This is a genomic window from Pseudomonas sp. BN415 (assembly GCF_029871195.1).
Taxonomy (GTDB): Bacteria; Pseudomonadota; Gammaproteobacteria; order Pseudomonadales; family Pseudomonadaceae; genus Metapseudomonas; species Metapseudomonas resinovorans.
Genome location: NZ_SSOK01000061.1, coordinates 55055 through 70281 on the forward strand (window position 1 = coordinate 55055; position 15227 = coordinate 70281).

Below are 15227 nucleotides of genomic sequence, written 5' to 3' on the forward strand. Positions count from 1 at the left end.
CCGACGCCAGCCGCCGGGACGCAGCGGCCACTCAGGTCGTTTTTCCAAGTGCCTGCTAGGCTCAATCCCATCGCGGGGCAAGCCCGCGCCAGATAGGGAAGATTCGCCATGAGCAAGCAAGCGATCCTGCTGGCCTGCGCCCTGGCCTCCACGGTCGGCTGCGCCAGCAAGATGGAAAACCCCACCGATTACTACACCTACCGCAACCAGCCGCTGGTCAAGCAGGTGGATGAAGGCATGACCGAAACGCAGGTGCGCAACATCGGCGGTCCGCCGTCGTCCTCGATCCGCCGCAAGGTTAACCCGGGCATCTGCAACAACTACATCCTCAATCAGGACGGTCACCAGCAGGCCTACCACGTCAGCTTCGACGGCAGTGGCCGGGTCGAGGAGCAAGGCTTCATGACCTGCGAGCAGCGGGAGCAGCTCGAACTCGAGAAGGCGCAGAAGAAGGTCGAGCACGGCGGCGGTTATTGATCCGCCTTATCGAGGCCGCCCAGGCGAAACCCATCAGTTTGCCATCACCGTATCTGGAAGCCTCGCCAGCCGAGGCTTCCAGGCTTCTCATCGAGCATTTAGCCAGCTACTGGCGCAATGCCGTCCATCGCCTGATCGTCCTCCCGACGTTCTCGGGCGAACTCTCCCCACTTTCCGATGTTCCAAGCGCAGTGTTTCAACTGCGTTAACCTTGAGGACCCATGATGTACAAGCAAGCGCTTGTCATGGCTTGTGCCCTGGCATCGATGGCGGGCTGCGCCAGCAAGATCGAAAACCCCACGGACTACATCACGTTCCGCAACCAGCCACTGGTGAAGGAAGTCGAACCCGGCATGAGTCGACAGCAGGTGCTGATCATCGGCGGGCGCCCCTCCTCCATCGTCCAGCGCAGCGTGCATCCGGGCTCCTGCAACAACTACATCCTCAACAATCAGGGTCACCAGCAGCCCTACCACATCAGCTTTGACAGCACCGGCCGGGTGCGCCACAAGGGCTTCATGACCTGCGGCCAGCGCGAACAGGCCGAACGCGACCAGCTTTGACGCGCCCTAGCGCTTACCCATCTGCTTGAGCAGCGGCGCACAGGCATTGTCCTCGCCTCCGCCCGCTGCCGGCGCCACCAGGGCCAAGAGCGCCGCTGCGGGCGCCACCGCCACCCCCAACGCCAGCATGCCCGCGCCACGGACCATCAAAGGCACCGTCTGCACCCCCGCCTGGGGATGCTTGAAGGTCCCGCGCACGTAGAGCGGCGACCGCAGGGAAAACACCCGCACCCCCTTGGAATCCGGATTGACGCGGAGGTCCAGCTGCTCGTTGCGGAAGTTGGCAGTGCCGTCGATCTGAACCAGCGCATTCTCGGTATCGAAAACGAACAGCCGGGGTGTCATCAGGCCGCCCTTCAAGCCCAGGTCCGCCGCCGCGCAATTGATCTTCACTTCCTCATCACCGAACAACTTGCCCACCAGGTAGTTGCCGATGTTGAGCCCGGCGATCTCCATCAGGTTGCGACTGATGGTGCCGTCATTGACCAGCATCTGCAGGTTGCCGTTGGCCGTGCCCAGCAATGCCGCCACTGAGTTGCCGGTGCCTGAGACATCCGCCGTGCCGTTCAGCTCGCCCAGGCTGTTGCGCATGGACTGGACGTTGGGAAACAGCGCCTTGAGCTTGAAATGCCGGGCCTTGAGCCGCGCCTTGCCGGTCAATGGCGCGCGCCTGCCGTCGAGTTGGATGGTGGCATCCAGGGTGCCTCCGGCTACGCCGAAACGCAGGGGCTCCAAGCTGAGCTGGCCGTCCTCGAGCAAGACATGGGTAGAGAGATCGGTGACGGGCAATTTCTCACTGTGCTGGATGCGTTTGCCGGTGAAGGTCACGTCGGCATCCATCGCCCGCCAGCGCTCGGTGCGGAATTCCTCCACCGGCAGCACCTTATCCGTCGGTTGCCGGGCGGCCACGCCACGGGCCTGCTGTCCGGCTCGAGAGTCGGCACCGATCAGCGGTGCCAGGTCGGTAAAGCGCAGCTGCTCCGACGTCAGGGCGCCGGAAAGCCTGGGCCGCGGCTGGCTGGCCACAAAGGTGAGGTCGCCGCGGATATCGCTGCCGCCGATCCGGCCGTTGAAGCCCTGGTAATGGAATGCCGCACCGCCGGGCTCCTTCAAACGGGCCACTAGCCGGCCATCGGTGGAATAGGCCGGGGTTTCCGGCAGGGTCACGCCGACGAGCGGATAGAGCTGGGCCAGGCTCTTGCCGGAAAGCTGTAAACGCAGGTCCAGGGCACCGAGCTCGCGCGGGTCGGTCAGGGTGCCCAGCAGGGTGATGCGGGTGTCGCCAGCCTTGATCTCTGCCTGGAGCGGGAACGGCAGGTCGGCATTTTGCAGCGCCAGCAATCCGCCCACCTTGCCTTTGCCGTCCAACGACTGGCCTTTGTAGCTGCCCTTGGCCTGCCAGCCGAACGCGTAGTCCTGGGCGGCGACCGTAACGGGCCGGGCCCCCTTGGCCGGCATGAGCTCGCTGAAAGGGATGGGCTTGCCAAGGGGATCGACGAGGATCTCAAGGCGCGTATGGGTCAGCGCGTCGTCCACCTGGACCTGCCCCTTGTCGAATCCGATGGTGCCGATATCGAGGGTCCAGCTGGAGGCTTTCTCCTCCTCGCCCTCGGTTTTGGGTGGCAGCTCGAAGGTCCAGTTGTTGCGACCATCGGCCAGACGCCAAACGCTGGCTCGGGGGCCGCCCAGTTCGATGCGCGGAATGCTCAGTTGCTGCCAGAGCAGTGGCAGCGGGGCGACGCGAAACCCCACCCGTTCCAGGCTGACGAAATCGCCGCCCTTGGCCCACTCGGGATTGCCCAGGCGCAGTTGCTCGGCAACGAAATGCGGCCAGGGCACCAGCGCCCGCCAGCCACCTTCGCCATCCTCGCGCTGCCAGACCACGCTGAGGTCCCCTTCGATGGCGAACGCCCTTCCCAGCTCAGCGGACACCCGTTCGTTGAGCGCGGGCTTGATGCGGTTCCAGTCGAACGTGCCAACCAGCACCAGCAAGGCCGCCAACAGCAGCGTCAGAACCAGCAACACCCTGCCCAGGATGCGAAGACTTCGTGTCATGCCCTTCTCCCCGTTGCCCACGGCGGCCCCTGCCAAGGCTGCGCGTTCTCCATGCCTTATCGACCCACAAATGCGCGGAGATGCTCCGCGCCATGGCCGGAAGCACATTGCCCGAATCGGGGAAATTGCCGCAAGGCATTGATTACAAAGCGATCACCTGACCATCAACGACGTTGATGGTCTCTATCTGGAGCGATCACTTCTTAATCAACGCCCCATCCGTAAGATTGGCTCCGTACCCAGTTTCCAGCCCCCTTGAGGAGCCCACGATCATGAAAACCCAAGCCTTCGCCGCCCTGTTCATCGCCGCCCTGAGCACCTCCGTCTTCGCCCTGCCGTCTGACTCCCAGCCGGTGCTGGGTGAGTCGCGGGAAGCCACCACTATCCAGGTCATCGAGCCGGTGGCTGCCGAAGGTGGCTTCATGGTGCTGGACCGCGTTGCTGAAGGTGGCGCCGACCGCACCAGTGCCAACCGCATTGCCGAAGGTGGCGCCGACCGCACCGGTGCCAGCCGTATTGCTGAAAGTGGCTCGGATCGCACCAATAGCGTCCGCGTAGCTGAAGGCGGCTCCGATCGCACCAATGCCCTGCGCGTCGCCGAAGGTGGCGCCGACCGCCTGCCACAAGCCCAACGTGTCAGCTGATCGCTACTCGCTGCAAACCCTCAAAGCCCGGCGGATGCCGGGCTTGTTGTTTGTGGGCATCCGCAATCTGTAGATCCCAAGCAAAGGCCGCCCGCACTAACCTACAAGAGCGGTTCCATAGGCGTCGTGATCAGAACAGGCTCAACTGGTCCTGCCCGTTGATCGCTTCAGGCGTCGGCGCTTGCGGGTTGTCGACAGGAGCCGCGACGCCCAGGCGCTCCGCCAATCCCGCTGCCCGCTCGGCACGGGTCGATACCGCTTCACTGAGCCGTGCCGGAAGCCCCCAGATTTCCACCTTCTTCTTCGCCCGGGTGATACCGGTGTAGAAGAGCGCGCGGCTGAGCAGAGGGCTGGGCTGCTCCGGCAGGGCCAGCAGCACCTCGGTGAATTCCGACCCCTGGCTCTTGTGCACCGTCATGGCGAAGGCACTGTCATGGCTCGGAAGCCGGGCTGGAGCGAAAGGCCGGTAGCCCTCATCGCCCTCGAAGAACACTCGCAGGCCGTGGGACGTAGCGAGGCAGAGGCCGATATCGCCGTTAAACAGGCCCAGGGCGTAGTCATTCTGCCGCACCATCACCGCGCGGCCGGGGTACCAGCGCTCGCGCGTAGGCACGCCCAGGCGGCGCTTGATACGCGCCTCCAGTGTTTCGTTGATGCCACTCACGCCCCAGGGGCCTTCGCGCTGCGCGGTGAGCGCACGGAAGCCGTTGAAGGCGGCAAAGGCGGAAGCCGGGTCAGCGGTGCGCACGGCAGCGAAGTAGGGCGCATAACCCGTCTCCAGCCGCTCCAACAGGGCCGCCGGAGTAGGGCCGGCATTCCACGCCAGGTCTGGGTGATCGCCGCGCAGCAGCTCAAGGGTGCCACGGGCATCGCCACCGTTGATGTTCCGCGCCAGCTCGCCAATGCCACTGTCGCCGGCGAATCGGTGGCTGTGGGTCAGCAGTACCACGGCGTCCCCGAGGCGCGAGCGGGGTTGTTCCACGGGCACCGGTTGGCCGGTGATGCGGGTCAGGTCGGCGGCCGCAGCCGCATCCAGGCCACGCCCTTCGCACAGCTCGGCGAACACCGCACCCGCCTCCACCGCTGCCAACTGGTCCTTGTCACCCAGCAGGATCAACCGCGCATTGGGCGGCAGGGCATCCAGCAGCTTGGCCATCAGCGCCAGGTCCACCATCGAGGCCTCGTCCACCACCAGCACATCCAGCGGCAGCGGGTTATCAGCGTGATGGCGAACCTTCGGCGTGTCGCCACGACTGCCCAGCAGCCGGTGCAAGGTGCGCGCTTCTTCCGGCAGCGCGGCCTTGATGGCGTCGGCTACCGGCAATTCGGCCTTGGCGTTGCGGATGGCCTCGGCCATGCGCGCGGCGGCCTTGCCGGTAGGCGCGGCCAGGCCGATGGCAAGCCTTTCACCGCCCGGCTGTTCCAGCAGCGCCGCCAGCAGACGTACCACGGTGGTGGTCTTGCCGGTACCGGGGCCACCGGAGATCACGGCCAGGTTGCGCCGTACCGCCTGCGCGGCTGCCAGCCGCTGCCAGTCAGGCTGCTGAGTGTTGCGGGCGAACAGGCGGGTCAGGGATTCGCCCAGTTGCGCCTCGTCCACCTCGGGGCGGGCCAACGCGCGTTGCAGCAGGTTCTCCGCCAGATGGGCCTCGTAGGCGTGGTAGCGGCTGAGATAGAGACGGGCACCGTCCAGGGTCAGCGGTGCATAGCCACCGGGTGGCGCCACCAGGGGCGAGGCTTGAAGGGCCGTGAGCCAGACGGGCAGGGCAGGCGCCTGCAGGCCGGGGCCGCCCTCGACGAACAAGGGCTGCCCGGCCCAGCGTGCCAGGGGCAGGCAGACATCGCCGTCACCCAGCGCCTGGCAACACAGCGCGGCGGCGGCCAGCACGGCGTCCGGCGCCTGTGGGTCGAGGCGTTGCAGGCTCTCGGTGAAATGGCGCTCCAGCGGTCCCAGGGACCAGTCGGCCAGGCCCATCAGCGGCCCTCCTCGAACAACAGGTCCAGCGCATCCAGCAGGCTGTCGGCGGGACGATGGAAGAACACCCCGGCATCTGGCATGCCGCGCAGGAAGAGGTACCAGGCGCCGCCCAACTGCTCGCTGGCGAAGCCCGCCAGGCGCTGGCGCAGGAAGCGTCGCAGCGCCACCAGGTAGATCAGGTATTGCAGGTGATAGTGCTCGGCAGCGATAGCCTGCTCCAGGCGCTCACCGCCGTAGTAGCCGGCGTCCGGGCCGAGCCAGTTGGATTTGTAGTCGGCGATGTACCAGCGCCCGTCGTGCTCGAAGGTGAGGTCGATGAAGCCCTTCATGAAGCCCTTGAGCGTGTCGAACTCCAGGCGCTCGGCCGCCAGGCGCATCACCTCCGGCAGCCCGTGGGCGGGGTCGGCAAGGATCGCTCGCAGGGGGCCGACATCCAGCCCGGCCACCGGGAAGGTGAAACCCAGCTCCGGCAGCCGGCGGTTGGGGGCCAATGCGGACAGGCGCAGGCCCTGGCCATCCAGGTCGGTATCCAGTACCCGCTGCAGGTGGGCGCTGGCGATCTCCGTCCAGCTGTCCGGCAAGCCGTGGCCCTGCAAGTGTTTCTGCACCAGCGTCGGCAGTTCGCCTTCACCGCGCATCCAATCCTCCAGCATGGCGTGCAGGCAGGTACCGGCGCGGGCACCACGGGGGAAAGCGAAGAAGCCCGTACCCGGTTCGCTGGCCGGCGGCACGACCAGGCCGTCGCGGTCGGGCGCTTCCATGTGCAGGCCAGCGGCCAGGCCGGAGAAGCTGCCCACCCGCCAGGCGCTGGCCAGGGTGCGGTCGAGGGTGGCCAGGCCAGCCGGGGGCAGGGCGCGGGACTCGCCCTGGGCGCTGGCGTCCTCGGCCTGCCGCGCCACCACGGCGATCTGGCCGCCACTGGCATCGGCCAGGGCCTCCAGCTCAACACGCAGGGCGGCGCCGTCGCGAGTAGCCAGGTGCTGGGCGAGCGCACCGAGCACATCGGCCTCATCCAGCTCGCGGCCATGCAACAGCCAGGCAAGGGCACAGCTGTGCAGGCCATCTTCCGGCAGCTCGCCGTCCTTCTTCGCCTTGGGCAGGGCTACCGGCCCCCAGTGCAGCCAGAGGCGGTCACGGGCGCGGGTCAGCGCCACGTAGGCCAGGCGCAGGCGCTCGGCGAAGCGCTCACGGCGGGCACCGGCACGGTGTTCGTCGAAATGCTCACCCCCCAGATCGAGCAGCGGAGTGCCGTCCTCGGCATGACAAGTGATGTCCTCGTCGCGGCGTAGCAGCGCGCCGTCCCAGAGGTAGGGGCAGAACACCAGCGGATACTCCAGGCCCTTGCTGGTGTGCACGGTGACGATCTGTACCCGCTCGGCATCGCTCTCCAGGCGCAACAGGGCGTCGTCGCCGTGGCTTTCGGCGGCGCGCTGGGCATTGAACCAGGCCAGCAGCGGCTCCAGGCCGGGACGCTGGAGGCTTTCGGTCTGCAGCAGTTCGGCCAGGTGGAGGAGGTTGGTCAGGCGTCGCTCGCCATCGGGCAGGGCAATCAGGCGCTCAGCCACGCCCTGCTCATCGAGCCAGGCGCGGAAAGCACGCATGAAGCCCTGCTGCTGCCAGAGCTGGTGGTAGCGTTCGGCGTTCTCGCGCTCTTCGTCCCAGGCATGCTCGTCGTCCTGGCAGCGCGCCAGTTGCTGGGCATCGCGCCCCAGCAGGCGGGTAGACAGGGCATAGCGCAGCACGCCTTCGCGGCCGGGCTCGGCATAGGCGGCCAGCACCGCTGCCAGCTCCTCGGCCTCTTCGCTATGCCAGACGCTGTCGCGGCCGCGACGCACGCTGGGTACGCCACGGGCAGCCAGCTCGGCGGCGACGTCCCCAGCCTGGCGATGGCTGGCGACCAGTACGGCGATATCACCGCCTTTTAGCGGCAAACGCAGGCCATCCTCGTCGAAATAAGCCTCGCCACGGGCACTGGCGGCCAGCAGGCCGGCAATGCGCCGGGCAGTGTCAGTGGCCACCGCGCTGCCGGCCTCCCCCTTGCCCAGGGGCTCATCGCCCAGCCAGACCAGCTCCAGCGGCGCACCGGTTTCTGGCAGCACCAGCTGCGCACGGGCTTTGCTGCTGGCGCCTACCGGCGGGTAATCCAGGCCAGGCTCGGCGAAGGGCAGGGGACGGTCGAATACCCGGTTGAGGGCCGCGATCAGCTGCGGCGTGGAACGGTGATTGGTGTCCAGGCTGTATTGCCGCGCGGCCTCGTCGCGGGCCTTGAGGTAGGTGGCGAGGTCCGCACCGCGGAAGGCGTAGATGGCCTGCTTGGGATCACCGACGAAGCAGAGGTCGCCCTGCTGCTCGTAGACCCGGTGGAAGATCGCGTACTGCACCGGGTCCGTGTCCTGGAACTCGTCGATCAGGGCCACCGGATAGCGCTCGCGCAGGGCCTGGCCCAATGCGTCGCCAGCCGGTCCACGCAGGGCGTCGTCAAGGCGATTGAGCAGGTCGTCGAAGGCCAGCAGGCGCTGGGCGGCCTTGCGCGCCGGCAACTCGCGATTGAGGGCGTCCAGCAAGCGCACCTGCAGGTCAATCAGGCGGGCCTCACCGGCAGGAGCGGCTTCCGCCAGTGCGTCGCAGAGCCGTTGCAACGCGGCGCAGACGGCATGCTCCGGCGCATCGAAGCCTTTTTTGGTGGCCTTTGCCAGTGCCTCGGTGCCGAGCTTTTCCAGGCCCGTTGGCGCGGCGAACAGAGCGGCCGGATCGGCGAAGTAGGCATCCAGTTCGGTCTGCCAAAGCGCGAACTTGGCGGCGTCGTAGCTGCGCTTGTTGAGGCCGTCGAGTTGGGCGAGCTGGGCAACGCATTCGGCACCCTGGCCCTGCCAGAAGCCCTGTGCATGGCTCCAGGCCTCGCTCGCGGCGGACAGATCGCCAACCTCGTGCTCCCGCGGCTCGACACGCAAGTAGGGCTTGCCCAAGTGCGAACGCAGACGCTGGCGCAACCAGGTCGGGGTAATGCGTTTCTGTGCCAAGAAGCGCGCCCAAGCCGGCTCAGCGTCGGCCAGCTCCCGCCGCCAGAGGTCGGCGAGCAGCGCATCGAGCACTTCGCGGTCGTCGGTGGCCAGCTCGCTGTCGAAATCGCCGCCGGCCTCGAACGCGGCGTCCTGCAGGGCGCGCTGGCAGAATCCGTGGATGGTGAAAATGGCCGCCTCGTCGAAACCATGTACCGCCAGCAGCAGGCGGCGATGGGCATCTTCGCCGGGATACTGCGCGTACAGCCCGGCCAGCACCGGGTCGGGCGCCGGCGCGCCTTCGTACATGGCCAGCAACGCCGCCAGTCGCGCACGGATGCGCTCGCGCAACTCGGCAGTGGCCGCCGTGGTGTAGGTCACCACCAGGATCTGCCCGACGCCGAGCTTGCGCTCCAGCAACAGGCGCGCGTACAGGGCGGTGAGCGTCCAGGTCTTGCCGGTGCCGGCGCTGGCCTCGATCAGGCTGCGGCCGGTGAAGGGGTCCTTGAGCAGGTCGAGGCTCATACAGCATCCTCCGGCTCGAACGGCTCCCTCTGGGAGAGGGTTGGGGTGAGGGAGATCAACGCCACTGCCGGGTTTCGAGGGGCAGAGCTGTAGTCTGCTTGGCGAATGAATTCGCCCCTACAGATGGATGCGTCACTGCAAGAGTGCACGGCGTCATTCCTCATCTTCATCTCCCGCCAGCGCATCCAGCGCCGGGCCCAGCAGGGTTTCGGCCAGTTGTTCGAAGCGCTCGCCCAGTGGCTCGCGGTCGCGGAAGGCGAGGGCGTACCAGGGGTCGCGGGATTCGCCGACCGGGCCGAAGTCGATGCCCTCCCAGGCCACGCGGGCCTTGGATCGGGCAGCCTCGATCGGCTCCTTGCGGCCCGGTTTGCGCAGGCCATGGACGAAGCCGTAGCTGGCCTTGGTCAGCAGGGGCAGGGGCGTGAGCAGGGCTTCGCGGTAGGCGTGTAGCCAGGGCTCCAACAGTTCGCGGGCGTTGGCCAGGGGGCCGGCCTGCCAGTCGCCAGCGGGAGAAAGCAGCCGGCTATCGCGGGCGATGCCAGGGGTGGCGGCCAGGTTGAGCAGCAGGTGGCGCAGCCAGAAGGGCGCCAGTTCCCACTCACCGAGACGGTTCAGGCGCCAGCCGAACAGACCTTCCGGGGTAACCCCGTCCAGCCAGCCGTGGATGCGCACGCCGGCCAGTTCGATATCCACCAGCAGCGGTTGTGGCACCGCCTCGGGCCGGGCTTCGAACAGACGCGGCGCGAAGGCGCGTACCGGGCCGCGCAGTTGTCCCCAGAGGGCATGGCCCAGTTCGCCGACGGGTAACCAGCCGGCGGCGCGGGCGATGCGCTTTTCGTCCTGCTCGGACCAACCACGCTCCACAGCGTCCAGGGCGAGCTGGCGCAGCCCACGCCACGCCGGGCCCTCGAGGCTGAAGGGCTCATCGCTGGCCAGGGCCTCTTCGGCCTCGGCAAGACGCAGGCCGAGGCGCTGTTCCAGGAGGAAGCGTGCGGGATGGCGGAAGCACTGGATCAGTTGGGACGGTTCCAGGGTCAACCAGTCGGCGTCCGGCTCCGGCAAGGGCAGGGCGAAGGGCGCGGCAGCTGGCTGGGGGGCTTCCGCCAGGCGCTGGGCCGCACGGAACCAGGGCGCGGCGAAGCCGGCCTGCTGCGCCCCGCCGAAGTTGGTCGAAGCGAAGGGCTGCAACGGGTGGTGCACCAGCACCCGCTCGCTGGCCTTGCACTCGCCCGCAGTGGCAGTGAGGTCGACGGTTTCCAGCAGTTCGCTGACCAGCACCGACGGCGGCAGATGGGCGTTATCCCGCGGGTCGCGGCCGACGAAGCTGAGGTAGAGACCGTCGCGCGCCGATTGCAGGGTCTCCAGCAGCAGGTAGCGGTCGTCCAGCCGCCGGGCCCGGTCGCCACGTCGGGGCTTGCGCGCGATCAGGTCGAAACCGGCGGCCGGGGTGCGGCGCGGGAAGGCGCCGTCGTCCAGGCCGAGCAGGCAGACCTGACGGAACGGCAGGCTGCGCATGGGCACCATGGTGCAGAAGGTCACGGCGCCGGTGAGGAAGCCCGAGGCGCCGCTGCCCTGATCGAGGGCCGCCACCAGGTGCTGACGCACCAGGGTCAGTTCCAGCGGGCGCTCGATGCCGGCGGCCTCGGCCTGCTCACGCAGGGCACCGCAGGCCTGGGACAGCAGCAGCAAGATATCGCCCGCCTCGCGCTCGTCGAACAGCAGGTCGATCAGGCCCTGCAGGGTTTCCGCCCACTCCGCCAGCGGGCGTGGTCGGGCCATGTCGTCGGCCAGGGCGCCCAGGCGCTGGACGAAGCCGACGAGGCGGCCGAGCAGTTGGGCGCGGGCGCCTTCCAGGGCATCCAGCGGCCAGCTGTCGCCGAGCAGGGGGGGCGCGTCGCCGGCCAGTTGCGGTGGCGCGGCGAATCCCAGCAGCAGGCGGTCCAGCCCTTGCCTCCAGCTGAAAGCACCTTCTTCCGGCAGGCCAAGACGCGCGCGGTGGGCGCCATCGCGGCCCCAGCGCACACCGGCGTCGCGCAGCCAGTCGCGCAGCAGCGGCAGGTCTTCGTTCTCGATTCCGGCACGGGCGGCCAGGGCCGGTTGTTCCAGCCAGGCCAGCAATTCTTCGGCGGCGAAGCGGCTCTGCGGCAGTTCCAGCAGGGCGAGGAAGGCTTCCACCAGCGGCAACTCGGCGCGCAGGCTGCGGTCGGCCAGGCTGAAGGGGATGCGCGGCACGCCTTCGCGCGGGGCGAACACCGCTTCGATGTAGGGGGCGTAGCGCTCGATATCCGGGGTCAGCACCACCACCTGGTCCGGGGTAAGGCCGGGGTCGGCCTTGAAGCGCGCCAGCAACTGGTCATGGAGCACTTCCACCTCGCGCAGGGGCGAATGGCAGAGGTGCACTTCCAGCGATCGATCATCCTCGCGCATGACCATGCGCTCTCCGGGATGACGGGTACGCAGGCGCAGGATGTCGTTCTGCACGGCGCGCAGCAGGCTGCTGTCGTGCAGGTCGTCGTCCTCGGCATAGACGCCGATGTCCTGGCCGCCGAGGGTGAAAAGGGCGTCGAAGAAATCACGTCCCTGCTTGCCGAGGCTAGCCAGCAGCGGATGGCCGACGTCCAGGTACCAGTCGTCGATGCCGGGCTCCGGCAGCCTCGCCAGCTCGCGGATATCGCGGATATCACCCCAAGCCTCGCGGCACGGGTTGAGGGCGAAGAGGATCACCTCGCAATGCCGCGCCAGGCCTTCCAGTACACGCATGTGATGCGGTGGCAAGCTGCTGATGCCAAACACCACCAGTCGCTCCGGCAACCCTTCGACCGGCTCACCGTGCAACCGGGCGAGCAGATCGCCCAGCAATCGCGCACGGTGGGGGTGACCATCGGCAGTGAGTTCACGCCAGAGCAGGGCCTGCCATTCTTCGTCCGCGCCCAACCCCAGCAACTCACCGCGTTCCCAGGCATCCAGCCAGTCGTCGCGATAAAGCAAGTACTGGTCGAAGACGTCGGCGATGCGCGAGGCCAGGGTCAGCCGGCGGCGTTCGTCGCCGCCTTCCAGGTACTGCGCCAGGCGTGGCGCACGGGCGAGGTTGTGCGGTTCGCACAGCCAATCGTAGAGACGCCAGCCAAGGGTGACCGGATTGAACGCGGACTGCGGCGGCAGCTCGCCAAGCACCAGGCGGGTGACATCCCAGACGAAGCGTGCCGGCAACTGGATGTCCAAGTGCATGGCGATGCCCTGCTTGCGCGCCAGTTGCAGGGTCAGCCAGCGCCCCATGCCCTGGCTCGGCACGACGACCCGGGCGGGTGCCAGCGGGTCGTTCTGGGGTTGTGCGAGCAAGGCGCAAGCCAGCTCGCCGAGGCTTTCCAGGTCGTTGGCGTGGTAGAGGTTGAGCATGGGGGCGCCGCTTGCTGAAGGTCGGCACAGGTTAGCAGCCGATCCGGCCGGCGGTCGCCCCCGTCCGCAGGGTTTTCAGAGCTCCGAGGCGGGGCCGCGGAGCTTGGCGCGGATGCGCTGGGGCAACGACCAGACATAGGCGAAGCCGATGCCCGCCGGGTGGTCGAAGCGGTCCGCGCTGTCCTGGGCGGTAAGGCTGTAATCGAACAGAGCGTGGTCGGTTTCCCGCCCCTCTACCGTGATGCTGCCCTTGTACAGGCGCAAGGCAATGGTGCCCGTGACATTCGCCTGGCTGGCGTCGACGAAGGCATCCAGCGCCTGGCGCAAGGGCGACCACCACTGGCCGCGATAGACCAGTTCGGCATATTTCAGCGCCAGCTCGGCCTTGCAGTGCAGGGTGTCGCAGTCGATCGTCAGGTCCTCCAGCTCGCGAAGGGCAACGTGCAGGATGGCGCCGGCCGGACTCTCGTAGAGGGCGCGGTTCTTGATGCCCATCAGGCTGTTTTCCACCATGTCGACGCGCCCCACGCCGTGCCGGCCGCCCAGTTCCGTGAGGCGACGCACCAGCTCGACGGCGTCCAGGCGCTGGCCGTCAAGGCGCACCGGCGTGCCCTGCTCGAAACCGATGGTCAGGCGCGCCGGGAGGTCCGGTGCGCACTCGGGGTCTGCGGTCAACTGGTAGGCATTGGCTGGAATCTTGGTACGAAAGTCGTCGATGCTGCCGCACTCTGTGCTGGTGCCCCATAGGCTGCCATCCATGCTGAAGGGGCTGTCTGGCGTGGCGCTGACGGGAATGCCATGTCGCCGGGCATAGGCCAATTCCTCGTCGCGGGACTTCAGCTCCCATTCGGCGCAGGGCGCCAGCACCTGCAGCGCCGGGTCGTGGGCCACCACGCCGGCATAGAAGCGCACCTGATCGTTGCCCTTGCCAGTGGAGCCATGGGCCACGGCCTCGGCACCTTCGGCATGGGCGATGCGCACCAGCTGGCGCGCGATCAGCGGGCGGCCCAGGGGAGCGGCCATGGTGTATCGACGCTCATAGAGAGCGCCGGCCCGCAGCGCCGGAAAGACGAAATCGCGCAGGTACTCCTCCCGCAGGTCTTCGATGAACACCTTGCTGGCGCCACTGGCCAGGGCCTTTTCGCGAATTGCCTGGAAGTCCTCCGGCTGGCCGAGATCGGCGCAGAAGGCGATCACCTCCGCCTGGTAGCGCTCCTTCAGCCAACGCAGGGCGACGGAGGTATCCAGGCCACCGGAATACGCAAGAACTATCTTCATGGGGTGCTCCTTCCCTGGATGCGGGCCGTGTCGTACCAAGAACCGTTGAAACTCATGGAAGAAACTCATGCTAGACCATGCCATGGACGCCGCCCTGGTCAGGGCCGCCGAGCGTTTCGCAACCCCGCTCTTCACCTATGACCTGGCGCGCATCCGCCGCCAGGCGATGAACCTGCTGGCGGCCCTGCCACCGGGAGCGGCAGTGCACTATGCCTTCAAGGCCAACCCGTCCCTGGGGATCTGCCGCACGCTGCAGGAAGTCGGACTGGGCGCGGATATCAGCTCGGAAGGCGAGTTGGTTACGGCCCTGGCGGCAGGTTTTCCACCGCAGCGACTGCTGTTCACCGGCCCGGCGAAATCCGCGCCGGTGCTCGAACGCCTGGGCGCAGCACGCCCGGCGCTGGTGGTGATCGAATCCCTGGAGGAAGCGCGCCGGCTCAACGACCTGGCCCGACGCCTGGGTTATTGCCAGGACGTTTTACTGCGCGTGCACCCACCAGCCAAGTTGCTGGAGGAGGCGGCCCGCGACGGTATCCCGGTGGCGGAGGCGAGCAGCAAGTTCGGCATGGAGGACGCCCGGCTGTTCGAGGGGGTGGCCGGCCTGGGCGGGCTGGCCGACCTGCGCCTGCGCGGCCTGCAATGCTATGTGGCGAGCAATGTGCTGCAGCCCGGGCGCCTGCTGCGCCCCGCCAACTGGTTGCTGGGCCGCCTGGAGGCGCTGCGCCGGCAGGGTCACGACCACCTCGACTGCCTGGATATCGGCGGCGGCCTGGGCGTGCCCTATGCCGGGGATGAGCCCGCCTTTGACCTGCCGGGCTTCAGCCAGGGCCTGCGGGCGCTGCTGGCTGACGCGTCGATGCCGGTGCGCCTGCTGCTGGAGGTCGGCCGCTACCTGGTGGCCGAAAGTGGCTGTTACCTGACCCGCGTGCTGGACGTCCGCGAGTCGCGCGGGCGCACCTGGGTGATCGTCGACGGCGGCATCCACAACCTGCTGCGCGGTTACAACGGCAAAGCCAACCGGCTGCTGCGCCTGATTGGCGGGCAAGGGCGCCCGCTGCAGCGCGTCAGCATCGCCGGCTGCCTGCCCACGCCCCAGGACGTGCTGGTGGAGGACCTCGAACTGCCGAGCCCCGTACCGGGGGACCTGCTGGTCCTGCCCAACTGCGGCGCGTACGCCTATCACCACAGCCTGCTGCAGTTCGGACTGCATCCCGCTCCGGCGGAGGTGGCGCTGAATGAACAGGGGAGCTGGCTGCTGCGACGGCGGGGGCGGGCAGAGTCAGTGCTGGAGGACCAGTATTACGCCCGATGA

General features: G+C 67.8%; 10 protein-coding genes. 5 read left to right on the top strand and 5 right to left on the bottom strand.

Annotated features, from left to right (window positions below):
• Positions 1–108 precede the first annotated feature (108 nt).
• From osmE (E8F20_RS18625) to osmE (E8F20_RS18635), 3 genes are read left to right on the top strand one after another with little or no spacing between them, the layout of a single operon-like run.
• Positions 109–477, top strand: a complete 369-nt coding sequence (gene osmE / locus E8F20_RS18625; protein ID WP_280285055.1) for an osmotically-inducible lipoprotein OsmE — start codon at positions 109–111, stop codon at positions 475–477.
• Positions 474–686: a hypothetical protein gene (locus E8F20_RS18630; RefSeq protein ID WP_280285056.1), complete on the top strand. Its 213-nt coding sequence runs from the start codon at positions 474–476 to the stop codon at positions 684–686. Before osmE (E8F20_RS18625) ends, E8F20_RS18630 begins: the two co-directional genes overlap by 4 nt.
• Positions 687–701: 15 nt before the next feature.
• Positions 702–1040 carry an osmotically-inducible lipoprotein OsmE gene (gene osmE / locus E8F20_RS18635; RefSeq protein ID WP_280285425.1) on the top strand — a complete coding sequence of 113 codons (339 nt, stop codon included), beginning with the start codon at positions 702–704 and terminating at the stop codon, positions 1038–1040.
• 6 nt (positions 1041–1046) lie between these two features.
• Here the strand turns inward: osmE (E8F20_RS18635) and E8F20_RS18640 are convergent, their stop codons facing one another.
• Entirely contained in the window at positions 1047–3095 is a 2049-nt protein-coding gene (locus E8F20_RS18640) for an AsmA family protein (protein WP_280285057.1), read from the bottom strand.
• Between the two features lie 272 nt (positions 3096–3367).
• Here E8F20_RS18640 and E8F20_RS18645 point away from each other — a divergent pair, with 272 nt between their 5' ends.
• Positions 3368–3739 carry a phage infection protein gene (locus E8F20_RS18645; protein WP_280285058.1) on the top strand — a complete coding sequence of 124 codons (372 nt, stop codon included), beginning with the start codon at positions 3368–3370 and terminating at the stop codon, positions 3737–3739.
• 130 nt (positions 3740–3869) lie between these two features.
• Here E8F20_RS18645 and recD read toward each other — a convergent pair whose 3' ends face one another.
• The 4 genes from recD to E8F20_RS18665 all read right to left on the bottom strand — a co-directional run bounded on the left by recD (position 3870) and on the right by E8F20_RS18665 (position 13915).
• Positions 3870–5714, bottom strand: coding sequence for an exodeoxyribonuclease V subunit alpha (recD, locus tag E8F20_RS18650; RefSeq protein WP_280285059.1), 1845 nt, complete (start codon positions 5712–5714; stop codon positions 3870–3872).
• Entirely contained in the window at positions 5714–9241 is a 3528-nt protein-coding gene (gene recB, locus E8F20_RS18655; RefSeq protein ID WP_280285060.1) for an exodeoxyribonuclease V subunit beta, read from the bottom strand. The genes recD and recB overlap by 1 nt, the downstream gene beginning before the upstream one ends.
• A 153-nt stretch (positions 9242–9394) precedes the next feature.
• Complete coding sequence (recC, locus tag E8F20_RS18660) at positions 9395–12637, bottom strand: exodeoxyribonuclease V subunit gamma (protein ID WP_280285061.1); 3243 nt, start codon at positions 12635–12637, stop codon at positions 9395–9397.
• Positions 12638–12712: 75 nt separating this feature from the next.
• Positions 12713–13915: an argininosuccinate synthase gene (locus tag E8F20_RS18665; protein WP_280285063.1), complete on the bottom strand. Its 1203-nt coding sequence runs from the start codon at positions 13913–13915 to the stop codon at positions 12713–12715.
• A 67-nt stretch (positions 13916–13982) separates the two neighbouring features.
• On the opposite strand from E8F20_RS18665, the gene E8F20_RS18670 reads away from it, so the two are divergent.
• On the top strand, positions 13983–15227 hold the full coding sequence (locus tag E8F20_RS18670) for a hypothetical protein (protein WP_280285064.1): 1245 nt from the start codon (positions 13983–13985) through the stop codon (positions 15225–15227).